Source organism: Streptomyces sp. NPDC002386, assembly GCF_053593175.1.
In genome coordinates, this window is record NZ_JBSFBX010000017.1 from 109,423 (window position 1) to 133,341 (window position 23,919).

At 74.6% G+C, this 23,919-nt stretch carries 18 protein-coding genes; 6 read left to right on the top strand and 12 right to left on the bottom strand.

All coding sequences use genetic code 11. From position 1 onward, the window contains the following. Positions 1-38: 38 nt before the first annotated feature. The 8 genes from ACWCPN_RS29360 to ACWCPN_RS29395 all read right to left on the bottom strand — a co-directional run bounded on the left by ACWCPN_RS29360 (position 39) and on the right by ACWCPN_RS29395 (position 10,916). Positions 39-593, bottom strand: a complete 555-nt coding sequence (locus ACWCPN_RS29360) for a Pycsar system effector family protein (RefSeq protein ID WP_451212061.1) — start codon at positions 591-593, stop codon at positions 39-41. After that, positions 590-2,197 carry a hypothetical protein gene (locus tag ACWCPN_RS29365; protein ID WP_451212064.1) on the bottom strand — a complete coding sequence of 536 codons (1,608 nt, stop codon included), beginning with the start codon at positions 2,195-2,197 and terminating at the stop codon, positions 590-592. Before ACWCPN_RS29365 ends, ACWCPN_RS29360 begins: the two co-directional genes overlap by 4 nt. Next, a complete protein-coding gene (locus ACWCPN_RS29370; protein ID WP_451212067.1) occupies positions 2,190-4,739 on the bottom strand; it encodes a hypothetical protein in 2,550 nt (849 codons plus the stop codon). Before ACWCPN_RS29370 ends, ACWCPN_RS29365 begins: the two co-directional genes overlap by 8 nt. Positions 4,740-4,744: 5 nt before the next feature. Then, complete coding sequence (locus ACWCPN_RS29375; RefSeq protein ID WP_451212070.1) at positions 4,745-5,572, bottom strand: hypothetical protein; 828 nt, start codon at positions 5,570-5,572, stop codon at positions 4,745-4,747. A 108-nt stretch (positions 5,573-5,680) separates the two neighbouring features. Beyond that, positions 5,681-6,403 carry a Crp/Fnr family transcriptional regulator gene (locus ACWCPN_RS29380; RefSeq protein WP_451212257.1) on the bottom strand — a complete coding sequence of 241 codons (723 nt, stop codon included), beginning with the start codon at positions 6,401-6,403 and terminating at the stop codon, positions 5,681-5,683. 329 nt (positions 6,404-6,732) lie between these two features. Continuing rightward, positions 6,733-8,232, bottom strand: coding sequence for a cellulose-binding domain-containing protein (locus tag ACWCPN_RS29385; protein ID WP_451212073.1), 1,500 nt, complete (start codon positions 8,230-8,232; stop codon positions 6,733-6,735). 243 nt (positions 8,233-8,475) lie between these two features. Then, on the bottom strand, positions 8,476-9,795 hold the full coding sequence (locus ACWCPN_RS29390) for a radical SAM protein (RefSeq protein ID WP_199212543.1): 1,320 nt from the start codon (positions 9,793-9,795) through the stop codon (positions 8,476-8,478). Between the two features lie 113 nt (positions 9,796-9,908). Further along, positions 9,909-10,916: a hydroxyacid dehydrogenase gene (locus ACWCPN_RS29395; protein WP_451212076.1), complete on the bottom strand. Its 1,008-nt coding sequence runs from the start codon at positions 10,914-10,916 to the stop codon at positions 9,909-9,911. 122 nt (positions 10,917-11,038) lie between these two features. On the opposite strand from ACWCPN_RS29395, the gene ACWCPN_RS29400 reads away from it, so the two are divergent. From ACWCPN_RS29400 to ACWCPN_RS29415, 4 genes are all read left to right on the top strand, one after another. Next, positions 11,039-12,283, top strand: a complete 1,245-nt coding sequence (locus ACWCPN_RS29400) for an FAD-binding protein (protein ID WP_451212079.1) — start codon at positions 11,039-11,041, stop codon at positions 12,281-12,283. 275 nt (positions 12,284-12,558) lie between these two features. Beyond that, positions 12,559-13,854, top strand: a complete 1,296-nt coding sequence (locus tag ACWCPN_RS29405; RefSeq protein WP_451212082.1) for an ROK family protein — start codon at positions 12,559-12,561, stop codon at positions 13,852-13,854. Next, on the top strand, positions 13,851-16,721 hold the full coding sequence (locus ACWCPN_RS29410) for a glycoside hydrolase family 2 TIM barrel-domain containing protein (RefSeq protein ID WP_451212086.1): 2,871 nt from the start codon (positions 13,851-13,853) through the stop codon (positions 16,719-16,721). Before ACWCPN_RS29405 ends, ACWCPN_RS29410 begins: the two co-directional genes overlap by 4 nt. Positions 16,722-16,804: 83 nt before the next feature. Next, positions 16,805-17,389, top strand: coding sequence for a TetR/AcrR family transcriptional regulator (locus ACWCPN_RS29415; RefSeq protein WP_392293439.1), 585 nt, complete (start codon positions 16,805-16,807; stop codon positions 17,387-17,389). A 33-nt stretch (positions 17,390-17,422) separates the two neighbouring features. Here ACWCPN_RS29415 and ACWCPN_RS29420 read toward each other — a convergent pair whose 3' ends face one another. Genes ACWCPN_RS29420 through ACWCPN_RS29430 form a run of 3 tightly spaced genes read right to left on the bottom strand, consistent with a single transcriptional unit; the run spans position 17,423 to position 20,029 of the window. Beyond that, complete coding sequence (locus tag ACWCPN_RS29420) at positions 17,423-17,881, bottom strand: hypothetical protein (protein ID WP_451212090.1); 459 nt, start codon at positions 17,879-17,881, stop codon at positions 17,423-17,425. A gap of 52 nt (positions 17,882-17,933) precedes the next feature. Continuing rightward, positions 17,934-18,302 carry a VOC family protein gene (locus ACWCPN_RS29425; RefSeq protein WP_451212093.1) on the bottom strand — a complete coding sequence of 123 codons (369 nt, stop codon included), beginning with the start codon at positions 18,300-18,302 and terminating at the stop codon, positions 17,934-17,936. Continuing rightward, entirely contained in the window at positions 18,299-20,029 is a 1,731-nt protein-coding gene (locus ACWCPN_RS29430; protein ID WP_451212096.1) for a DUF2264 domain-containing protein, read from the bottom strand. Before ACWCPN_RS29430 ends, ACWCPN_RS29425 begins: the two co-directional genes overlap by 4 nt. A 191-nt stretch (positions 20,030-20,220) precedes the next feature. Here ACWCPN_RS29430 and mmuM point away from each other — a divergent pair, with 191 nt between their 5' ends. Further along, positions 20,221-21,150 (top strand): homocysteine S-methyltransferase, encoded by a 930-nt coding sequence (mmuM, locus tag ACWCPN_RS29435; protein ID WP_451212099.1) that lies wholly within the window; start codon positions 20,221-20,223, stop codon positions 21,148-21,150. Positions 21,151-21,403: 253 nt separating this feature from the next. On the opposite strand, the gene ACWCPN_RS29440 is transcribed toward mmuM, so the two are convergent. Continuing rightward, positions 21,404-22,975 carry a carboxylesterase/lipase family protein gene (locus ACWCPN_RS29440; protein ID WP_451212260.1) on the bottom strand — a complete coding sequence of 524 codons (1,572 nt, stop codon included), beginning with the start codon at positions 22,973-22,975 and terminating at the stop codon, positions 21,404-21,406. Positions 22,976-23,120: 145 nt separating this feature from the next. Between ACWCPN_RS29440 and ACWCPN_RS29445 the strand changes: the two genes are divergently transcribed. Beyond that, a complete protein-coding gene (locus ACWCPN_RS29445; RefSeq protein WP_451212102.1) occupies positions 23,121-23,789 on the top strand; it encodes a cytosine permease in 669 nt (222 codons plus the stop codon). Positions 23,790-23,919 lie beyond the last annotated feature (130 nt).

The window sequence follows — 23,919 nt, forward strand, 5'->3', positions numbered from 1 at the left end:
TCGTTTCTGCATGGAGTGCTCGGTACGGGCGAACCCGCTCAGCGCGGGGTCAGGCCCCAGGCGAGGGCCAACGCCGCCGACAGGGCGAGCGAGCCCATGCCCCAGCGGATGGCCCGGTACTTGGCGGACAGGATCGAGCTGACGTCGACGGCCTGCACGAGCAGCCACCCGGCGGGGTCGCGCCCGGCGTCGGCCACCCGGGCGGACAGCCGTGTGAGGTCGCGGGCGGCCACCAGGTCGCCGAAGTACGTGACCTCGTCCCGGCCGCGCCGCGTGCCGGTGCGCGGCATCACCGCGCCGATCAGCGCGATCACCGCGGCGGCCCACAGCGCCGCGGCGAGGACCAGCGTCACGTCGGCGGGTCCGCGCCAGCCGGGCGCGCCGTGCCATCCGATCAGGAAGGCGGGCAGCGCGAGCGTCCCGGACAGCAGTACGGCGGCCTTGGAGTCGGCTCGTCCGAGGTCCTCGCGGATCGTGTCGAGCAGTCGTTCGGCGATGCGCTCCCCCGCCCCGTCGTGGCTGTGCCGACCCCCGTCCGGCACGAGCACGACCGGGGCGGGGGAGGTCCTGGCGGCCTCGTCCTCGGCGGTCATCGGTCCTCCTCCGCCCAGGACCAGCCGTCGCCGCGGGTGCGCCTGCGGCCGCGCGGCGGCTCCCGGTCGTGGTCGTCGGCCGGGTCGGGTTCCGGACGGTAGGTCCGGCCCCGCGGCGGCTCCCGGTCGTAGTCGTCGCCGTGGTCGGGTTCCGGACGGTAGGTCCGGCCCCGCGGCGGCTCCCGGTCGTAGTCGTCCGCCGGGTACGGCTCGGGGCGCCGGGCGCGGCCCCTGACGGGCTCCCGGTCGTAGTCGTCCGCCTGATAGGCCTCGGGCCGGTAGGTCCGGCCCCTGGACGGCTCGTGGTCGTGGTCGTCGCCCGGTTCCAGCTCGGGCCGGTACGCCCCGGCGCGCCGGGGCGGCCGCTCGTAGTCGTCCCCGGGACCGGTGTCCGGCCGGTAGGTCCGGCCGCGCGACGGCTCCCGGTCGTGGTCGTCGGCCGGGCCGGAGTCCGGACGGTAGGCCCGGGTCCGCGACGGCTCCCGGTCGTGGTCGTCCTCCGGCCAGGGCTCCGGCCGGCGGCGGGAGGGCGGTCCGTCCCCGAGGCTGTCGTCGTCCTGGTGTGTCTCGGCGCGGTGCACCTCCCGGGTGGACTCGGTGCGATGGGTCTCCGTCCGGTAGGTCTCCGCGCGGTGCGACTCGGCGCGACGGGGCTTTCGCCGGGGCGGTTCGTCCGACACCCAGTCCGGGGTGAAGGGCTCCTCCGGGGCCGGTTCCAGCTGGCGCGGCTCCCGGCGGGCCGGCACGGCTCCGATGGGCCCCTGGAGCGGGCGGCGCTGGTCCTGGTTGAGCAGGTTGAGGACCTGCACCTCCACGTCCGCGGCGTGCAGCTCGCCCCTGAGCGCCATGGTGTAGAGCCGGTCGACCCGCTCCCGCTCGTCCTGCCGGCCCTCCTGGCGGATCTTCTCCAGGAAGTCCTTGGCGCCCTCGGGGTCGGCGGCCAGCATGAAGCTGAGCTGCTCCAGCTCGCCGCCCTGGAGCATCCGCCGGAAGGAGTCCTGGCGGACCCGGGTGACCTCGGCGTCGGCCTGCGCCCCGCGCCGCTGTTTCGCGTACTCGATGGCCTCGTCGTTCACCCCGAGGCGGACGTACAGCCTTACCCGCAGGCCGAGTTCGCTGCCGAGGTCGCTCCAGCGGCCGCCGACGCACTCCCGGGTGATGACGCGGTTGGCCTGTTCGGCGTCGGTCACCCGGTAGGTCAGGGTGATCTCGCGCAGCCGTTCCAGCACCGGGGAGGTCAGCCGGGCGGCGACGTCGGTCACGACCTGGACGGCGGCCAGATGGGGATCGGTCACCTCCCACTCGATGTCCACCTCGGCCTTGAAGAAGCTGGTGCCGCCGGCGGCCGGCAGCTCGAGCTGGAGCGGCGAGACGTACGTGCCCTGCGCGATCTCGCAGACGTTGTACGGCCGGGCCAGCGCCCGCTTGTCCACGTGCCGCACCCCGGAGACGGTGACCACGCTGTGGCCGCCGTTGCGGTAGAACAGCACCGAGGCCCTCTGCGCGCTCGCCACCGGGTAGGCGCCGAGCGGGGCGTACTCCCGCAGGAACGGTCCCGCGGGTACCGGGCCCCCGGCCGCCGTCTCGTCCTCGTCCTCAGCCATGCCTGTCCTCCTCGCGGGTCCTCTCCCGGCGCGTCCGCTCCCGGCGGTCCGGCCGCCGCGGTGTGACGGCGAGCCACCACAGGTCACGCGCCCGCGCGTCGGGGAGGGGGTTCTCGGGGTCGTTCATCATGTGGCGCAGCAGCCAGTCCAGCCGCCGCTGGTCGTGGTCCTCGGTGGCCAGTTCGGGCAGCAGTGCCGCGAGTCCCGGCCGGGTCCACTCGGTGCCGTCCTTGCGGACGGACGACCGCAGCAGACGTTCCAGCGCGTCCATCGCCACGTCCCTGGCCCGGGCCGTGTTGAGGGCCGTCCACATCAGGTCGGCCATGGGGCCGACGAGTTCGGGGCGGGTGGCGGCCAGGGCGAGCGGCAGCGGCCAGTCGCCCCGGTCGGCCAGGGGTGCGTCGGGGTCCTCCGTCAGCACCTCGTCGACCGTGGTCAGCGACAGCCGTACGGTGGTGACGAGGCCCAGGTCCTGGTACGCCTCGCGTTTGTGGTGGGTCCACTCGGCGATCCGCGTCAGCACCTGGTCCGCGTCCGGCAGCGCCAGCAGCCGGACGACGTTGAAGGAGGCGACCGCGAGCTGGTCCCCGTCGTCACGGACCCCGATCCTGGCGAGGCCGTCCAGCGTGTCGTCCATGGAGGCCGCCGAGTTGCCGTAGCCCAGCGCCATCGCCGCCGTCCAGCGCAGCGCCTTGGTGCCGTTGCGGCTCCAGTCCCCGACCAGCCGGTGCACGGTCCCGCGGTGGCTGTCGTGTCCGGCGGACTGGTCCAGGGTGGTGGCCGCGAAGATCCTGCGGCGGGGCGTGGCCGCCTCGGCGAGCGGCCGCACCAGCTCGGTGTAGCCGTAGTCGAAGTCCCGTACGCACAGCTCGCCGGCGGCCACCGCGGCGCGCATCCACACCTGGGAGCGCGGGTCGTCCGCGAGCAGCCTGAGCCAGCGCACCACCGGCGCCCGGACCGGGAAGTGCCGGTCCCACAGCTCGGTCAGGACCGCGGAGGGCAGGGCGGTGCCCCGGTACCAGATCAGCCGGGCCGGGACCTCGCCGCCGGCCACCTCGACCCGGCCGTCGGTCACCTCGGCGCGCGAGAGCGCCAGGTCGGCCTCCGGGTCGTCGCAGAACAGCGGGCGGGCCGGGGTGTTGTCGGGGTCGCACTGGACGGACAGTTCCCAGGTCAGCAGGTAGGCGGCGGCGGCCACCGCGCTGTGCGAGGCGCCGCCGAGCACGGCCAGGGCGATCCGGAACGCCACCGGGTGGAACAGGGTCGCCGTGTCCGGGTGCCCGGCACCGGCGCCGTCGGCGGGCCGTGCCGTCAGTGCCCGGTCGACCCCGGCGAACCACTCCTGCACCTGGCTCGCGGCCAGGCTCCGGCAGCCGGCCAGCAACTCCTCGTAGGAGAGGTCGCCGAGTACGTGGCCGGCCAGCAGGGAGGCGAGGAGTCCGGCCTCCGCCGGGCGCAGGTCCTTCAGCCCGACGACGCCCTTGACCTCCTCACGGGCCCACAGTTCCTCGCCGCGGGCCAGCAGTTCGGCCGGGCCGGGGCCGCCGTCGGGTGCCGCGGCCGCGTGGCGCTCCATGCGTTCCAGCAGCCGGGTGCGCAGCAGTTCCTGGGTGGGCGCGGGCGGGCAGAGCATGCCGTACCGGCCGGCGAGCAGCGCGTTGGAGGCCGATCCGACGGTGACGACGATCACCGCGTAGGCGTCGCGGCGGTCCAGGGCCGCGGCGAGCTCGTCGAGGTCCATCTCGGCGGGCGGCAGCGCGCCGGGCCGGGTCAGGGACAGCTCCAGCAGGTAGCCGGTGCCGCTTTGGGTCTGCTCGCCGTCGTCGTGGGAGTGGCCCAGCGACTCGGCGAGTCTGCGCACCCCGCCGTCCGGATCGACCCGCCGCACCCGCGATCCGGTGCCGGGATCCGGTGCGGCGCCGTTGGCCGACGCGGTGGTGACCTCGTCGAGGAGGGAGAGCGCCGTACTGGTCCGCCCGGTGCCCGGGGCGGCCCCGAGGACCAGCAGCCGGCGGGCGCGCAGCGTGTTGCGCAGCCGCAGGTAGCCCTCCGGCTCCACGTGGACGCGGCGCAGCCGGCGCAGCTCCTCGTCGGGCACGGGTCCGCTGCGCATGCCGGCGCCGGACCGGCGGGCGTCCATGTGCAGGTTGATGTCGCCGACGATGGCGCTGCCGATGTACGAGCGGTCGAAGCTGGTCAGGTCGCGGCCGACGTCGAACAGCGTCCGGGTGGCGCGGCGGGTCCGCGCGGCGGCGGCGAGGTCGGTGGGGGCGTCCTCGCTCTGCTCCTCGGCGAGGGGGTCGCGGGTGTACTCCTTGATCCGCCCGGAGGCGCGCTCCAGTTCGCGTTCGCGTTCCCGCTGCCGCTCGGCGGCCTCGTCCTCGGCGTCGTCGTCCTTGCCGGACCCGCCGCCGGCCTTGCCGTCGTCGTCGCGGGCCCGGTCGTCGCGGCCCTTGCGGTCCTCGGGTCCGGCCGAGCGGTTCTGGTCGGGCTTGTCGGGGGCGTCCTCGGCCGGGGTGTCCGGCTGCCTCTCGTCGCTCATCCGCCTCAGCCCTTGCGCCGCTCGTCGTCGCGGTCGGTGATCCGGCCGATGTGCACGGGCTGCTGGTAGACGTTGTCGTGGTGCTCGGACATGTCGCCGTGCACGGTGTACCGGTCACCGGACGGGCGCTCCCGGGCCGGGCCGGCAGCCGGCGGGGCGGGGGCCTCGTGGTCCGGTGCCGTGGCGGGACCGGGCCGGGGCGCTTCGGCGGCGGTCCCGGGCGGTTCGTCGTCGGGGATCTCGGGGGCGGGCAGGCCCGGCAGATGACACCAGGCGGTGACCTCGCCCTCCTTGAGCCGCAGCCGGGCCCGCGAGTACTGCCCGGGCTCGATGAACTTGCCGCCCGCGCTGACCACGTCCTCGTACAGGGACCGCGAGGTGACCAGGACCAGGTCGGCCCCGTTGGCGTCGAGGAGGCGGCGGGCCACGGCGGAGTCGGCCAGCCGGCAGGCCAGGTCGACCGCGCGTCCGCTGATGCCCCGGTCGTCGTGCCGGACCGGGCCGACGTGCATGCCGACGCGCAGTCCCAGGGGCACGCGCAGACCCCGGTTCTCGTCCCGCAGCTTCTCGCGCACCTCGACCAGCCACAGGCCGAGCAGCCGGCTCACCGCGACGCGGCCCGTGACCGCCACGAGCACCCCGTCCCCGCGGTCCTCCAGGTGGAGGGCGTCGCGGGGCACCGAGGCGTGGGTGAAGGCCGTCTCCAGCACCCGGTAGATCCGGGCGCGCATCCGCGGCTTGTCGACGTCGTCGTACTCCCCGGACCGTCTGGCGTCGACGCTGATCACCAACTCGTAGTGTTCCTCGGTGATTTCGGTCGCGTCGTGGTTCACCCGTGCCCCCTGCGGTGCTGTGCGCTCGTCGATGAGGTGGTCGTCCCAACAGCGTCGGGCCCGGGACGCGGGGCCGTCTGTAGCCGTTTACACACGGCGGGCGGTGCGTTACTCGTGATGGCCGTCCGCGAGGAGGGCGAGCAGGTCCGGATCGAGGATCTCGACCATCCGGTTGCCGGTGCGCACGATGCGCTGGGCGCGGAGCAGCCTGAGGGCCTTGGCGACGGCCTCCCGGGTGGCGCCGACGGTGGCGGCCAGCTCGTCCTGGGCCAGGTGGACGACGGAGCCGGCGGGCGGGGGGCCGGACGGGCGGCCCGCCGCGGAGGGGGCGTAGGGACCGGCGGGTTCGGCCGCGGAGAGTTCGCTGAGCCGGACGGCCAGGCGCTGCAGGACGGTGAGCGAGGCGAGCGCGGACCGTTCCCGGTCGGCGCTGCGCAGCCGGAAGGTGAGCTGGCGTATCACCAGTCCGCTGACGCGGGGATGCAGGGCGAGGAAGCGCCGGAAGGCGTCCCCGGATATGACCTGGGCCTCTGTCGGGCCGAGGGCGCGCACGGTGGCACTGCGCGGATGCGGGTCCAGCGCGGCCATCTCGCCGAGCAGTTCACCGGGTCCGCGCAGGCCGAGTATCAGCCGGGTGGCGCCCCGGTCGGTGGACACGGAGACGGTGACCCAGCCCTCGAGCAGGATCAGCACGTGGCTGGACCGGTCGCCCTCGGTCAGGAGGTGCGCGTCGGGCTGGAAGTGCTTCCGGGTGCCGAGGGCCATGACGCCCTCGCGCTCCTGTGCGGACAGAGACTGCGCGAACGCCAGGTCATTGCCGAGCAGCCCCATGGCCACGCCCCCCGCCGCAGTGCCGATGGCCGGTTTTTCGATGGCGTTGATGGTGGCAGAACGCCATATTCGGGCGAGTGAATTGCGCCACATCGGGGGTACCGTCCGGTAATGACGGAACTGCCAGGTAGGTCACCCGGGCAGCACGCGTCGAGGACGCGGACCGGCCACCGGCGGCGGCGAAACGAGGCTCGTCCGGCGCTCGGCGACGATCGATCAGGGCGAGGTCAGACCCCCTTGGGGGTGACAGCTCGCATAAATGCGCCAAGTCGCAGAACGGGGGGATTTGGCCAGAACTCAGGTTTTCTGTGAACGCCGCGGCGCGGATTTCAGCCCGCCGCGCAGGTCTCCCCGTTGAGCGTGAAGTCGTACGGTGTCCGGTTCCGGTCCCGCCAGGACCCGATGAACCCGAAGGACAGCGAGGAGCGCGCGGCGACGGACCTGTTGTAGTCGGCGGCGGTGGCGGCGACCCGGGAGCCGGCCTGGTGGGCGGTCGCGTCCCACATCCGGTCGATGCGCTGGCCGTCGCGGAAGCTCCAGGCGACCTGCCAGCCGGTGAGGGCCTCGGCGGTGGTGACGGTGACGGTGGCCTGGAAGCCGTCGGGCCACTGGTTCACCAGGTCGTAGGCGACCCGGCAGGTGGGTGCGGGGGTCTCCGGACGGGTGGGTGCGGTGGTGCCGGAGGAGGTCCCCTGGGGTTCGGGGCCGGGACTCCTGGTCTCGTGCCGGGTCCGGGGAGCGGTCGCGGATGGTGCGGCGGACGCCGAGTCCCGGGGGGCGGAGTCCCCGGACGCCGGCCCCCCGGGTGCCGGGGAGCCGCCGGTGACCGGGAACGAGCCCGGATCGGCGACGGGCTGACGGTCGTCGCGGGCCGCCGCCTCGTCGTCGCCGGAGCCGCCGAACGGCATCATCGACACCCCGAGCGCGAGGGCCGACAGCAGGACGGCGGCGCCCAGCAGGCCGCCGCGCAGCGCCCGGCCCCGGCCGCCGCGCTCCTCCGGGTCACCGCCGGCTCCGGGCGCGCCCGGGTGACCGGCACCCAGCCGGACCTCGGCGGCACGCCGCCGGCGCTCCAGGTAGGCGAGGCCGCCCCAGCCGAGGACGCCGCCGGCCACGGCGGCGGGCAGCCCGCCGCCGTGCAGGCGCAGACAGGCCGCGGCCTCGGCACACGGCGCACAGGTGGCGAGATGCCGGGAGAGGTCGGGCGGCGTCTCGGCGCCGGCCGACCGGGTCACCGCGTCCAGCAGGCGGGCGTACGCACGGCACTCCGCGTCCATCGCCGAGTCGAGGTGGGCACGGTGGCAGCGGACCCGGAACAGGTTCCGCACCTGGTCGAGTTCGTCGGCGGCCGTGGCCGGGTCCAGGCCGAGCCGGCGGGCCACGGCCGGCAGCGGCAGGGCCTCCACCTCGGCGAGCCACAGCAGCGTGGCGTCCGAGCCCTGCATGTCCCTCAGACCCCGCAGCGCGACCGGCCGCCCCGCGGGCGGCCCGGCGAACCCGGCGGCCCGGGCGGAGTTGAGCCACAGCCGCAGATCGGGGTCCAGCTTGTGCCCCTGGCCGCCGGCCTCCCAGCCCGCGGCCGTGTTCCGTACCGCGGTGAGCAGTTCCGGGATCGCCGGCAGCCGGCCCGGGCGCCGTCCGGGGCCGCGCCCGGGGAGGGTGCCGACGGCTCGCAGCTCGCGCATGCCCGACGTGAACGCCTCGGTGGCGAGCTGATGGGCCGTCAGTGATCCGGAGGTGCACAGGTCGGCGTAACTGAGCACCGCGTCCCAGCACTCCGAGAACAGCTCCGCCTCGGTGGCGTCCTGGGGGGCCGGCAGGTCGGGCATGGCACTCCTGCATCCACGAGCGAGGTCAACTCACCGCACACATAGGGGAGTTGGAGGAACCCCGCAGCGGGCAGGAGCCTTTCACGCCGCCGACAGGACTGACAAGCGCCATGTTCAAATCGAGTGATCACGGCGTCGCGCGCCGTGACCGGCCGTGACCGGCCGGCCGGGCCCGCCTCTCCCGTCTCTCGTACGGATGCGGGCCCCGTTCCGCTCACCGTCCGGCCGGCCGTTTTCCGGCGGTCAGACCTCCGCCGGCTCCTCGGCGGGCAGGCTGTCCATGAAGGAGCTGACGGAGAACACCGCGCGGCCCGGCCCGGGCTCGCCGTATCCGGGCGGCGAGGCGAGCCCGAAGTCGTCCATCGTGGCCCGGTAGGCCTCCAGCAGCCGGATGTGGTACTCCAGCGGCGCGCCCTGCGGATTCGCCTTGCCGAGCGGGGTGGTGGGCTCCGGGCACCAGGTGGTGAAGCGGGGCGTGATGCCGTGCGACATGAAGAAGCGCAGGCCCTCGGTGGTGGACGCGATGGCCTCGTCGACGGAGGTGAAGCCGAACGGCTCGGCCATCTCCACGCCCGCGACGAAGTTCGGGATCACGTTGCGCGCGCCGAAGACGTCGGCCGAGTCCAGGATGCGGCGGTGCCACTCGTCCCGGCCGACGTAGCGCTCCTTGCCGGGGCAGTACAGCTCGAAGAGCCGGCGGTCCCACACCTCGAAGTTGGGGTGGTAGATCTGCACCCCGTAGTCCTTGAACCGCTGCACGTCCGCCTTGGGCAGCGCCTGCGCGACGACCTTGCCGATCCAGCGGCCCGGGAAGCGCTCCTCGATGGCCTTGGCGTAGTGGCCGTAGAAGTCGGCCTCGTCCCGCCCGGCGACCGTCTTGGTGATGGCGCCGCCGGTGAGGGTGTAGGCGGTGGACGCCTTCTGGGTGTCGTACCGGTCGATGATCTCGAGGGCCTCGAGCACCTCCTCGACGTCCTTCACCCCGGTGTAGGGCCGGCCGGCCGCCTTGTGCTGGCGCCAGTTGTGGTTGATGTCGCAGTACTGGCACTCCTCCTTGGCGCCGAAGTACTGGCAGACCCGGAAGACGGTCAGGTAGATCAGGTAGCCCCACTGGATGGTGGGGGCGACCTCCATCACGGACTTCCCGTTGGAGAGGGTGTGCCGGTAGTACTCGGGCATGGGCGGCACGCCGACGTCGGCGATCCGGCTGCCGTCGAGGTACAGGCCGAGGAGCCCCTCCTCGTCGGCGGCGACCCGGTACGGCGAGGCCGGATTCACCCGTACGGAGACGACGGTGCGCCGCAGGCCGTACGGGCCGCCCGTGAGGATGATCTCCTCCGGGGGCCGGCGCAGCGCGGCCTCGCCCAGCTCGGGCAGGGTGCCGTGGTCGAAGGAGAAGATGAAGTACGACTTCGGCTTGACCTCGCCGCTCTCGTTGTCGCTGAGCGCGGAGGCGTCGAAGGCGACTCCGCCCCGGAGCAGGTCCTCCTTGAAGACGGCCTCCCGCGGCACATGCGGGAAGCGCTCCATCAGATCCTCGACCAGCGCGGTGCGGCTGCCCATCCGTCATCTCCTCCCGGCTCGGACATTCGGCTCTCACCGTATGCCCCCGTTCGCGCGCCGGCCCGGCCGGGTCCCCGTACCGGCGCGCGAGCCGTCCCGGTTCGGCGGTGCCGTCAGGCCGTCCGCTCCAGGACGGTGTGATCGACGGCATGCGCGAGCGGGTCCCCCGCCACCAGGCGCGCGGCCTCCTCGACCACCGTCCGGCCGAGCCGGGCGACCTCGTTGCCCTGCGAGCCGGCCAGGTGCGGGGTCACGAAGGCGTTGGGCAGGTCGAACAGGGGCGAGCCGGCCGGCAGCGGCTCCGGGTCGGTGACGTCCAGCACGGCGCAGAGGCGGCCGGTGCGCAGTTCCTTCACCAGGGCGTCGTGGTCGACCAGGGCGCCGCGCGCGGTGTTGATCAGCACGGCGCCCGAGGGCATCAGGGCGAGTTCCCGGGCGCCGATCAGACGCCGGGTCCCGGGGGTGTCCGGGGCGTGCAGGGTGACGATGTCGGAGGTGCGGAGCAGGTCGTCCAGCGGCAGCAGGGGCACACCGAGCCGGGCGGCCCCGGCCTCGTCGACGTAGGGGTCGGCGAGGCTCACCCGGAGGTCGTGGGGGCGCAGCAGCTCGATGACCCGGCGGCCGACGCGGGAGGCGCCGACGACGCCCACCCGGCGGCCGTAGTTGCCGACGCCGGGGACGATGTCGCCGTAGGGGAAGGCGCGGCGGGTGCGCAGCAGGTCGCGGGAGGCGAGGACGTCCTTCCCGGCGAGCAGGATCATGGCGAGGGTGTACTCGGCGACGGGCAGGGCGTTGGCGGCGGCGGCCGAGGAGACGGCGATGCCGCGCTCGAAGACCTCGGGGGTGGTGAAGCCCTTGACCGAGCCGGCCGCGTGCAGCACCGCGCGCAGCCTCGGTGCCGCGTCCAGGGCGGCCCTGTCGAGGAGCGGGCAGCCCCAGCCGGTGATCAGGACCTCGGTGCGGGCCAGCGCCTCCCGCACGCGGGGGTCGCCGAGGTCCTCCGCCACGACGGCGGGGTCGATGTCGACGTGCTCGCGCAGCGCGGCGAGCAGGTCCGGCGGGAAGACGCACGGCACGTTCGGGGCCGTCATGGCGAACAGCGCCTGGGGACGCTCGGGCAACGAAGGGACCTTCCGTCTCGTCGGAGCCCGGACCGGGCGCCCGGACAGCAACCGCTCTCTACGGTAGGTCCCGGCAGATGAGAGGGTCAATGAACACGCAGCTCCAGAGAGGGACGGCGAGGATGAGTCGGACGGTCACCAACTGGGCCCGGAACATCACCTACGAGGCCGGGGAGTTCCACCGCCCGGAGACGGCCGGCGCGCTCCGGTCCCTGGTGGCCCGCAGCGCCCGGGTGCGGGTGCTGGGCAGCGGCCACTCCTTCAACCGGATCGCCGAGCCCGGCGGCGACGGCGTGCTCGTGTCGCTCGCCGCCCTGCCGCCGGTGACCGACGTGGACACCGCGGCCCGTACGGTGCGCGTCTCGGGCGGGGTCCGGTACGCGGAACTCGCCCGCGCGGTCCACGCGCACGGTCTCGCGCTGCCCAACATGGCCTCCCTGCCGCACATCTCGGTGGCGGGCTCGGTGGCCACCGGCACCCACGGCTCCGGCGTGGCCAACGGGCCGCTCGCCGCCGCGGTGCGGGAGGTGGAACTGGTCACGGCGGACGGCTCCACGGTCACCGTCGCCCGGGGCGACGCCCACTTCGACGGCGCGGTGACCTCGCTGGGCGCGCTCGGCGTGGTCACCGCGCTCACCCTGGAGCTGGAGCCGGCGTACGAGGTCGAGCAGTACGTGTTCACCGAACTGCCGCTGGCCGGGCTGGACTACGGGGCGGTGGCCGGGGCGGCGTACAGCGTGAGCCTGTTCACCGACTGGCGGGAGCCGGGGTTCCGTCAGGTGTGGGTGAAGCGGCGCACCGATCAGGCGCCGGTGGACTTCCCGTGGGCGGCCGCCGCGACCGAGGCGATGCACCCGGTGCCGGGCATGCCCGCGGTGAACTGCACCGGGCAGTTCGGGGTGCCGGGACCGTGGCACGAGCGGCTGCCGCACTTCCGGGCGGAGTTCACCCCGAGCAGCGGGGCCGAGCTGCAGTCGGAGTACCTGCTGCCGCGGGCGGCCGCCGTCGACGCGCTGCACGCGCTCGACGCCGTACGGACGACGGTGGCCGGCGTCCTGCAGACCTGCGAGGTGCGCACCGTCGCCGCCGACCCGCAGTGGCTGAGCCCGGCCCACGGCCGGGACTCGGTGGCCCTGCACTTCACCTGGATCGAGGACACGTCCGCCGTGCTGCCGGTGGTCCGCCGGGTCGAGGAGGCGCTGAGCGGGTTCGACGCCCGTCCGCACTGGGGCAAGGTGTTCACGGTGCCGTCGGCGGAGCTGCGGCTGCGGTACCCGCGCCTGGCCGACTTCCGCGCCCTGGCCGAATCCCTCGATCCCACCGGGAAGTTCACCAACGCGTTCGTCCGGGACGTCCTGGGGGACTAGGGGGCGTCTGCCCGATCTTCGTGGATCAGGCCGCGGCGTCCGGTGCGGTGCCTCGGCGTGCGGTCGAGTCGCCCTCGTACCGGGTGTACGTGGGCGGTTCGGGCGTGCGGCGAGGTGCCGTGCCGGGCGTCGCGGACCCGCGAAGACCGGGGAGACGCCCCCTGAGACCGGCGGGGCTTTTCACACCCCCTTTCCTAACCCCTTGTCCGAAGCATCTCCAGCCCATAGCCTGTCGCCGCGCCGGTGCCGGTCCCGTGCCGTTCCGGGCCGACGGGATGGGAGGGGCCGCTTCCGTGAAGCGCACGTCACGTGACATCCGCACCGCGAACCGCTACGAGGTGCTGCGCCAGATCATCGCCGGGTCTCCCACCTCGCGGCAGGAGCTGGCGGCGGCCACCGGGCTGAGCCTGGCCACGGTCGCCACGCTGGTCGGCGAGCTGCTGGACCTGCGCATGATCACCGAGGTCGGTTTCGAGGACTCGGCGGGCGGCCGGCCCCGGGGCCTGGTCGCCGTCGACGCGTCCGGCGGCGCCCTGATCGGGGTCGACGTCGCGGAGACGTACGTGCACGTCGAGCTGTTCGACCTGGCGCTGAACGTGCTGGCCCGCGCCGACGAGGAGATGCGGCCCGGCGGGAGCAGCCCGGAGCAGGTGGCCGGCCATGTCGCCGCCGCCGTCTCCTCGGTGGTGACCCGGGCCGGGATCGAGCCGGCCCGGGTGCTCGGCGTCGGCGTGAGCGTGCCGGGCCAGGTCGACCGGGACAGCGGCGTGGCCGAGTACGCGCCCAACTGGGACTGGCACGACGTGCCGTTCCTGGACCTCCTCGCCGAGCGCGTCGCGCATCCGCTGTACCTGGACAACCCGCTGCGCGCCTGCGCCGTGGCCGAACTGTGGTTCGGGGCGGCGCGGGGGCGCGGGGACGCCGTGGTGGTCAACCTCGGTACCGGGGTCGGCGCCGGTCTCGCGCTCGGCGGTGGTCTGCACCGGGGGGTCAGCAACAGCGCGGGCGAGTGGGGGCACACCACGCTCGTGCTGGACGGCCGGCTGTGCCACTGCGGCAACCACGGCTGTGTGGAGACCTACGTCGGCGCGCCCGGCATCATGCGGAACCTGCGCGAACTGAGCCCGCGGTCACCGTTGCTGCACCCCGGCGACCAGACGGCGACCATCGACGCCCTGGGCGCGGCGGCCGCCGCGGACGATCCGGTGGCGCTCGAGGTGGTCCGTGACACCGCCCGCTATCTGGGCGCCGGGATATCCGACCTGATCAATCTCCTGAACCCCGAGGTGGTCGTGCTGAGCAGCTGGGTGGCGTCCCGGCTCGGCGCGCCGCTGCTCGACGAGGTGCGCGTGGCGGTCGCCCGGCGCGCGCTGCGGCGGCCGCTGGCCGCGACCGAGATCGTCCTCTCCCCCATCCCCACCGACCCGGTGTGCCTGGGCGCGGCCACGTTCGCCCTGGAGGGGACGCTGCGGTCCGCGGGTGGACCGCGCAACGGCGCCGGGCGCGCCGGTGCCGCGAGAGGCCGTACCGCACCGATCGTCCGACGACCGGCTGAGCTAGGAGACCGATGAGCTTCCGCACTCCCACGGCCACCGATTACGTCGAGGACGTCTCGCCGGGCTCCGGGGCGCTGCCGCCCCGGGCCTGGTACGCCGCCTCGGACGCCAGGTCCCTTTCGCTGAACGGAACCTGGCGCTTCAGACTGTCGGACACGGCCGACGCCGAGGACGACTCCTTCACCCGTGAGGGGTACGACGCGGCAGGCTGGGCGGAGCTGCGGGTCCCCGGCCACTGGGTGCTCCAGGGATACGGGTCCCCCGTCTACACCAACCACCGCTACCCGTTCCCGGTCGACCCGCCCCGGGTCCCGACCGAGAACCCGACCGGCGACCACCTGCGCGTCTTCGACCTGCCCGCGGACTGGCCCGACCCGTCGGACGGCGGGGCGGTGCTCCGGTTCGACGGGGTGGAGTCCTGCGCCCGGGTCTGGCTGAACGGCACCGAACTGGGCGAGTTCAAGGGCTCGCGGCTGCCGCACGAGTTCGCGGCCGGCCACCTGCTGAAGGCGGTGGGCAACGTGCTGGCGGTGCGGGTCCACCAGTGGTCGGCGGGCTCGTACCTGGAGGACCAGGACCAGTGGTGGCTGCCGGGCATCTTCCGTGACGTCACACTGCTGCACCGCCCGGCAGGCTGCGCCCCGGACTTCTTCGTGCAGGCCTCGTACGACCACGTCGCCGGGACCGGCACCCTGCGCGTCGACTCCGACGTGGACGGCAGGGTGACCGTGCCCGGCCTGGGGATCGACGTCGGCACCGGAGAGCCGGTGACGGTGCCCGCCGAGCCGTGGTCGGCGGAGACCCCGAGGCTGTACGAGGGGGTGCTGGACACCGGGGGCGAACGGGTGCCGCTGCGCGTGGGCTTCCGCACGGTGGAGCTGTCGGACGGCCTGCTCAAGGTCAACGGCAGGCCCGTGCTGTTCAAGGGGGTCAACCGGCACGAGTGGCATCCGGAGCGGGGCCGCGCGCTGGACCTCGGGACGATGCGGGAGGACGTGCTGCTGATGAAGCGGCACAACGTCAACGCCGTCCGCACCTCCCACTACCCGCCGCACCCGGCCTTCCTGGACCTGTGCGACGAGCTGGGCCTGTGGGTCGTCGACGAGTGCGACCTGGAGACGCACGGTTTCACCGAGCAGGCCTGGCGGGACAATCCCGTCGACGACGACCGCTGGACCCCGGCGCTGCTCGACCGCGCGGCCCGCATGGTCGAGCGGGACAAGAACCACCCGTCCGTCGTCGTCTGGTCACTGGGCAACGAGGCCGGCACCGGCCGGGGCCTGACCGCGATGGCCGAGTGGATCCGCGGCCGCGACCCCTCCCGCCTCGTGCACTACGAGGGCGACCTCGACTGCCGCGACACGCACGTGTACTCGCGGATGTACGCGGGGCACGACGAGGTCGAGCGGATCGGCCGGGGCCTGGACGGCGGCACCCGCCGGCGCCGTGAACTGCCCTTCATCCTCTGCGAGTACGGGCACGCCATGGGTAACGGCCCCGGCGGACTCGCCGACTACCAGCGGATCTTCGAGGCCCACGACCGGCTGCAGGGCGGCTTCGTCTGGGAGTGGATCGACCACGGCGTCAAGGACGAGCGGTTCGGCTACGCCTACGGCGGCGACTTCGGCGAGGAACTGCACGACGGCAACTTCGTCTGCGACGGGCTGCTCTTCCCCGACCGGCGGCCCTCCCCGGGGCTCGTCGAGTACAAGAAGGTGATCGAACCGGTCGCGATCGAGGGCGACGGCACCGGCGGCGGCGTCCGCGTCACCAACAAGTACGACTTCGCCGATCTCTCGGCGCTGGCCTTCACCTGGGCCTACCAGGTGGACGGCGAGACCGTGGCGTCCGGTGCCCTGCCGGTGCCCCCGCTGGCGCCGGGCGCGTCGGCCGAGGTGAAGCTGCCCGAGCCGCCGGCCCCGGCACCGGCGGGCGAGGCCCACTGGACCGTACGGGCGCTGCTCGCCGCCGACACCGCCTGGGCGCCGAGGGAACACGTCGTCGCCTGGGGTCAGTTCGCGGTCGGGGTCCGCCCGGTGCCGTCGGTCCCGGCGGGCGCCGGCCCGGTGCCCGGCGAGGGGGTGATCACCCTCGGCCCGGCCTCCTTCGACGCCCGGAGCGGTGCCCTGACGGCGATCGGCGGGGTGGCGGTGACCGGGCTGCGCCTGGACGTGTGGCGGGCCACCACCGACAACGACGACGGCGCCGCCTGGCAGACGGACGTCCGCCACGGCCCGCTGTGGCGCGAGCTCGGTCTGCACCGCATGCGGCACCGGCTGGACGCGGTGGACGTCGCCGACGACGCGCTGACGGTGCGCACCCGGGTGGCGCCGGCGGCCCGGGAGTTCGGGCTGTCGGCCGTGTACCGCTGGACGTCGGACGGAACACGGCTGGGCCTGACCGTGTCGGTGACCCCGGACGGCGACTGGACGGTACCGCTGCCCCGGCTCGGTGTCCGCCTCGGGCTGGCCGCGGCCGACCGGGTGCGGTGGTACGGCGGCGGGCCGGGCGAGGCGTACCCGGACAGCGCGACGGCGTCCGTGGTCGGCCGCTGGCAGTCGACCGTGGACGAGATGCAGACGCCGTACGTCCGCCCGCAGGAGAACGGCGCCCGGGCCGGCGTGCGCTGGGCGGAGCTCGGCGGCCTGCGCGTCGAGGGCGCCCCGGAGTTCTCCCTCACCGCCCGGCGCTGGACCACCGAGCACCTGGACGCGGCGGCCCACCTCACCGACCTCACCACCGGTGACACGGTGTGGGTCAATCTGGACCACGGACTGCACGGCCTCGGCTCCCAGTCCTGCGGCCCGGGCCCGCTGCCGCGGTACTTCCTGCGGGCCGAGCCCACCCGCTTCTCCTTCGTCCTCTCGGAGGTCACGACCTGACGGGCGCCCCGATCCGCGCGGGCCCGAGGTCACGGCCTGGATACCCTGGGACGCCGGCTGGGCGTCCAAGGAGGAGGTGGCCCATGGCCCGTGCGGGACTCACCGTCGACCGGATCGTCGTGGCCGCCGCCGAGCTCGCCGACGAGGCGGGCTTCGGGAACGTCTCCCTCTCGGCGCTGGCCCGACGCTTCGGGGTGAAGGACGCGAGCCTGTACTCGCACGTCCGCAACCTGAACGACCTGCGCTCCCGGCTGGCGCTGCACGCGGGCGGCGAGCTGATCGACCGGATCGCGGACGCGGTGGCGGGGCGGGCGGGCCGGGACGCGCTGACCGCCTTCGCGGGCGCCTACCGGGCCTACGCCCTGGAGCACCCCGGCCGCTACGCGGCCACCCAGATCCAGATCGACCAGAGCCTGATCGCCGGCTCCCCCGCCCTGCGCCGCACCGCCGAGATCACCTACGGCATGCTCCGTGCCTACGGCCTGGCCGAGCCCGACCTCACCGACGCCGTACGCCTGTTGCGGAGCACCTTCCACGGCTACTGCGTCCTGGAGTCCACCGGCGGCTTCGGTGCCCCCCGCGACGTACGGGCCTCCTGGGACAAGGCGGTGGAGGCCCTCCACATCGCCCTCACCCACTGGCCCCGGGAGGCGGGGGCCGCCGGTTGAGCGGAACAGCCACGGCGGCACGGGCGCGGGCGGTCACGAGAGGTCCCCGACCGCGTCCGCGTAGTACGTGGACTCCGCCACGTGGTGGGCCAGTTCGCGGAAGGTCCAGCCCTCACCGGGCGAGGCGTCGAGCTGTTCGCCGGTCAGCGCGTCCAGGCGTACGGCCCAGATCCGGGCGAGCCGGGTGAGGCGGCTGCGGGCCTCGTCGAGGTCGTCGGCGGTGAAGGGGGCCAGGTCCGCGGCCGTGGTGCTCGCGGAGGCGTGCCAGTGGTCCGGCTGGGGATCCTCGCCCGCCAGCCGGGACTCCAGCTCGGCGAGATGGTCGACGAGGTGGTCGGCGACCCTGCGGATCGCCTTGTGCGGGGTGTACACGCGGCCGTCGGTGCGGACCGGGGTGCCGTCCCAGGCGGTCCATCCGGCGGCCAGGGCCAGCACGTGCCCGACCATGGCGGTGACGGCCCGTGCGGGCGTTTCCTGTTCGGTGTCGCTCATACGGAGCACGCTAGGTCCGCATCGCTTCGGCGGCGGCCGAAGTGTCCGCGCCCTACCCGGCGCGCTCGGCCGCGCTGCGCTCCACGCAGAACTCGTTGCCCTCCGGGTCGGCGAGCACCACCCAGCCGGTGCCGTCGGGCCTGCGCCGGTCGTCGACCAGGGTGGCGCCGAGGGCGATCACCCGCTCGACCTCCTCGTCCCGGGTGCGGTCCTGCGGCTGGAGGTCGAGGTGCAGCCGGTTCCTGACCGTCTTGCGTTCGGGCACGGTCACGAACAGCAGCCCCGCGCCCTCGATCAGCGCCTCCGGGTCACCGGGGTGGTCGTCCTCGTGCAGCGGCTGGTCCAGCACCTTCGACCAGAAGGCACCGAGGGCGTAGGCGTCGGCGCAGGCGATGGTGACGTGGCGGATTCTGGAAGTCATGCGGTGGAGTCTTGGGCACGGTCGCCCAGGGCGGCAACCGAGTTCTCGCGGGGCGCGAACCGGAACCGTCCGGCCGCCCGGCCCGTGGCCCAGCGGACGGTCAGGTCACGGCCCTCCCGCACCTCGACGGCCACCAGGTCGCCCAGCGGCACGGGACCGGGTTCCGCGGTGAGCCGGGCGAGGGCGACGAACAGGGTGGGACCGTCACCCGTCACGCCGGAGAGGGCGGGTCCGTCCGACAGGCCGTGCGCCGGGACCAGTTCGGCCCGCTCGTCCTTTCCCGGCGCCCACCCGGTGACGCGCACCTCGGTGCCGGGTTCCGCTCCCGTCACCAGATGGGCCCGCACCTCCACCGCCCCGTCGGCCACGACCAGGCTGGTCACCGTCGCACCGGACGCCACGGTGTGCCGGGAGGCCGCCCAGTCCTCCCCCGTTCCCAGCGGCACGATGCCCGAGCGGACGGGGTCGCCGCCGACCGTGACGCTGTTGTCGGGCGGGGACCCCAGGGGGCGCGTGACCGTCGAGTACGCGAACCGCGTGTAGTACGGGTCGTAGCGGACGTCCTCGCTGCCGTGGTTGTGCAGGCGGACGACGCCGTCCGAACACGTCGACTGGAGGAGCCAGTTGGGCCCGCCGACCGGGATCACCGCGTCGGCGCGCTCCGCCGGGCCCGGACGCTCGCGTGCCGTCCAGACCTCGTGGTCCGGGGGCAGCAGCAGGCCCAGGAAGCCCTTGCTCGCCCAGTAGGGCGAGGCCGGCCCCGAGTAGCTCTGCAGGACGGCCTCGTCGGGGCCGTGCCAGCCGAGGGTCAGCAGTCCGCGGGAGTCCACGGCGTCCCGGTCCAGGAAGTACCTCAGCGCTCCGGACGCCAGCCGCCGTGTCTCACCGGCCGCCAGCGGCGTACGTCCGGTCAGCGCGCCCAGCCACAGCGGGGCCGCGGTCGCGAACCGGTAGGTCAGTGAGCGGCCCTGGTGCAGAGGAGCGCCGTCACCGCCGAACAGGCGTGCGTAGTCGGCGAGATGGGCTTCGAGACGGCCGCCGTAGCGGTCCAGGAGTTCGGCGTCGCCGGCCAGCCAGGCGTGCAGCACCGGGTAGAGGTGCATGGCCCAGCCGTTGTAGTGGTCGAACTTGCGGCCGTCGCCGTCGGTGTACCAGCCGCCGCCGAGGTACCAGTCCTCGACGCGGCCCAGGCCGCGGTCGACCGCGCTGCGGGCCGCGTCCGGCCGGTGGCCGATCTCGGCGAGGAATCCGCCCACCGTGACCGGGAACAACACCCAGTTGCAGGGCCAGGGTTCGGCGGTGAGGGCGTCCTCCAGCCAGACCGCCGTACGCTCGCGCACCCGCTGGTCCAGCCGGTCCCAGAGCAGGGGCCGGGTCAGCCGCAGGGCCAGGGCGATCGAGGCGGCCTCGACCAGGGGCTGGCTCCGGTCGGCGATCCGCGGCCAGACTCCGCCCGGGCCGGTCGCGAGGCCCTCGGCGTAGCGGCCGAGCGCGGTCTCGTCACCTCGGAAGGCGGCCAGCAGCAGGGTGCGGGCGAACCCTTCGAGCCCGTCGGAGAGGTGGCCGGAGTGGCTGACGTGGTCGCCGGGCAGGTGGTAGAGCGCGCGGTCGGGGGTGGCGTACGGCTCGACGGCGGCGAGCAGGGCGTCGGCCGCGGCCTCCCAGTGGGCGCGGGTGTACCCGGTGAACGGGCTCGACGAGCGGTCGTCGGGCGGCAGTCGGAGCACGGCGGTGACTTCCCTTCCCGCTGGACCCGGGGGCGCCCCGGTTCCGGCGTTCCTCGCGGACCGGGCCGGGCTCGGGCACGTGGCGCCGTCCCCGGCCGACCCGAGACCGTACCGCTCGCGGGAAGCGCTTTCCACCCCGTTGCGCGGACGCGCGCGCTGTGCGCGGGAGGCACGTGGACTAGCGTCGAGACATGACCAGCAGTACGCCCGGCAGCACGCGTCCCGGCCTCGCCGAAGCCCTCGCCGCGGGAGCGGTCGTGCTCGACGGCGGGATGTCCAACCAGCTCGAGGCGTCCGGGTACGACCTGGGCGACGAGCTGTGGTCGGCACGGCTGCTGGCCGAGCGGCCCGAGGCGATCACCGATGCGCACCTCGCCTACTTCGACGCCGGTGCGAGCGTGGCGATCACCGCCAGCTACCAGGCCAGCTTCGAGGGGTTCGGCAGGCGAGGGATCGGCCGGGCGAGGGCGGCGCGGCTGCTGGCACTCAGCGTGGAACTGGCCCGGGACGCGGCCCGGCGGGCGCGGGCGGCCGGAGCCGTCCGCCCGTTGTGGGTGGCGGCCTCGGCCGGTCCGTACGGGGCGATGCTCGCGGACGGCTCCGAGTACCGGGGACGCTACGGGCTGAGCGTCGGGGAACTGGAACGGTTCCACCGGCCCCGGCTGGAGATCCTGGCCGCGGCCGCGCCGGACGCGCTGGCCCTGGAGACGGTCCCGGACGCCGACGAGGGAGCGGCGCTCGTGCGGGCGGTGCGGGGGCTGGGGGTGCCCGCCTGGCTCTCGTACACCGTCGAGGGCGGGCGTACGCGCGCCGGCCAGTCGCTGGAGGAGGCGTTCGCGCCCGCCGCGGAGGCCGACGAGATCATCGCGGTCGGTGTGAACTGCTGCGCGCCGGAGGACGTGCCGTACGCGATCGGCGTCGCGGCCCGGGTCACCGGGAAGCCGGTCGTCGTCTACCCCAACAGCGGGGAGGCCTGGGACCCGCGGGCACGCGCCTGGACCGGCCGCTCCCGGTTCGGCGCCGGCCATGCCGTGGAGTGGCGTGACGCCGGGGCCCGCCTGATCGGCGGCTGCTGCCGGGTGGGACCGCAGGGGATCGCCGAGATCGCGCGGGTGGTGTGAGCGGGCCACTCCGACCGCCCCCGCGGCCCCGACGGACGCCACGGCCCGCCACACCCACGCCACCGGCCATCACGCCCTCCCGGACCCACCGACACCGCACGCGGCCGCACCGATGCCGGACGGCGACCGAGCGGAGCGCGCCGAGCACCCCCGCAACCCACCGGTGCCGCGCAGCCACCGTCCATCACCGGCCTGAACGACCCACGTCACCGGGTCGGCGCCGGAGGTCGCGGCACAGGCACCGTGCGCGCCGTCATCGGCGTCGGGCGGTGACCGAGCGGCGCAGGCGTCGTACCGCGGAGGCTCGTGCGGCTCCCGGTGCCCTGACGCCGGAGGCGGACGCCGGCTCCGGGATGGCGGGCGTGACCGGCCACAGCGCGAGTTCGCTGTCGCGCGGACCGTGGGCGACACACGGCTCGCCGCCGTCGAAGATCCGCACCGGGTGCGTGGCGTCCCAGGCCTGCCAGCCGGGATCCCCGGTCGCGGCGAACCGCACCCAGGCCGAGTGCATCGCCTGACACAGCTCCCGCGGCGCGCCCGCCCCGGCCAGCTTGACCGACTCCGGGACCTCCCCGGTGTCGAAGACGAACCCGAGTTCGAGCGCGTGACAGGCGCCGAGCCCGGGGACCTGGGACGGCCAGGCGAACTCGTACAGGTACGAGCTGCCCGGGCGGGCGTCGGCGAGCCGGTGCAGCGGCAGCCGGAGCAGGTGGTCGGTGACCATCTGGCCGACGACCTCGGCGGTGCCGGCGCCGGGACGCGCGGCGCGGTAGCCGCGGGGCACGTCGTGGCCGGCGTGGCAGCGGGCCATCGCCCCGGCCAGGGCGACCGTGCCGAGCCGGTCGACGCGCTCGACGAGCCCGCCGGGCACCAGCCACAGCCGGTACTCGTCCCGGGTCCAGCCCATGAGCAGGTCCGCGCCCCGGGCCGCCTCGCCGTCGATCAGGGCCTGGAGCGGGTCGCGGGGCACGAGGTCCCCGTCGACGACGATGCCGAAGGCGGGGCCGCCCAGCACGGGGCCGCTCAGCCGGCTCACCTCGGCCTGGGTGCGCAGCAGCAGTGCCCGGTCGACGGCGGCGAAGGCCTCGGCGGTGGCCGGGATCTTCAGCCGCCCGGCCATCCGGCGCACCATCCGCCGCACCCGGTCGCGCTCCGAGAACTCCGGTGCGCCGCTCTGCAGCACCGCCCGCCGGAACAGGCCCTGGGCCTGGGGTGCGGCGATCAGGGCGCCGACGCTGATCGCTCCGGCGGACTGCCCGCACAGGGTGACGTTGTCCGGGTCGCCGCCGAACGCGGCGATGCTGTCGCGCACCCAGCGCAGCGCGGCAAGCTGGTCGCGCAGCCCGGGGTTGGGCGGCGCGTCCGGGAACAGTCCGTAGCCCTCGACCCCGAGCCGGTAGTTGACCGAGACGAGCACCACCCCGTCCCGTGCGAACGCGTGTCCGCCGTAGACGGGCACGGCGGAGGATCCCCTGGTCAGGGCACCGCCGTGCAGCCACACCAGGACCGGCAGACGGGCGCCCGGGCCCGGCTCCGGGGTCCACACGTTGAGGTTGAGGCAGTCGTCACCGGCGACCACGGGATCGGAGAGGTACCGGGCGAAGGCCTCGGAGTACGCCGGTTTCGGCGCCGTCGGCCCGAAGGCACCGGCGTCCCGCACGCCGTCCCACGGCTCGGGCGGCTCGGGTGGCCGGAACCGGCGGGGCCCGAAGGGCGGAGCGGCGTACGGGATCCCCCGGAACACCGCGACACCGCGCTCGTACCGGCCGCGTACCGCCCCGTGGGGTGTCCCGACCACGGGGCCCGCCGGCTGCTCTGCCGTCATCGCCCACCAGCCCTTCACCACGCCCGGCCCCCGCCGTACGGCCACCCGGGCACCGATCAAGCACCGCTCATCCCAGAGCACCACACCGCGCGGATGTATTCCGGCGCACGGAGTCCCCGCTGGGCTGTACGGGGGACGTGCGGCCGTGTTCGGACGGCGCGGCAACTACCTGCCGACGGCCGTCCAGGCGGTCGTCGTGGTCGGCTGGTGCGCGGTGAACACCTGGATCGTGCTCGACCTCGTGGTGGCCCTGCTCGGCAGGATCGGCGCACTCGACCCGCACGCCGGCAACACGGCGGTCAAGATCGTCGTCGCCGCCCTGGTCATGGCGGTCCAGGTCGCCGTCTCGCTGGCGGCTACCGCGCCATCGCCGCCTTCGAGCGCTGGACGGTCCGCCCACCCTGGCCGTGCTGGCGCTCATGTCGGTCTTCGCCTGGTTCTTCTCGCGCCGTGGGCGGGGATCGTCCTGCTGCACTACGGCGTGGTCGAGCGGAAGGTGACCTCGTTCGACCGCCTCTTCGACCCCGTCGGCAGCCGCCGGCTGCCCGACGTGCGCTGGCGCGCGATCCTCGCCTTCGCCGTCGGGGTGCTCTGCACCTGGCTGTTCATGGACGGTTCGGTGGCCGCGCTGCGGGGCCCGCTCTCGCTGCGCCTGCACGGTATCGACCTGTCCTGGCTCGCCGGCGCCCTGTCCGCGGGCGCGCTGTACGCGCTGCTCGCCGTCTCCGACGGGCGGCGGTGGGTGCGCCGCCGCGAGTCCGCCGACGCCCTCCCCCACCCCGGAGCGGCGGCCACCGAGCGGCTCCAGACCTGACCGAGCCCGACCGAGCCGACCCGCCCGTTCCGGCGGGCCGGTCGCGGCGCCCCACCCGCGGACGCCCGGCCGGGCACCTCCCGTACGGGGTGCCCGGCCGTCGTCCCGTGTCACCGCGTTCCCGCGTCGC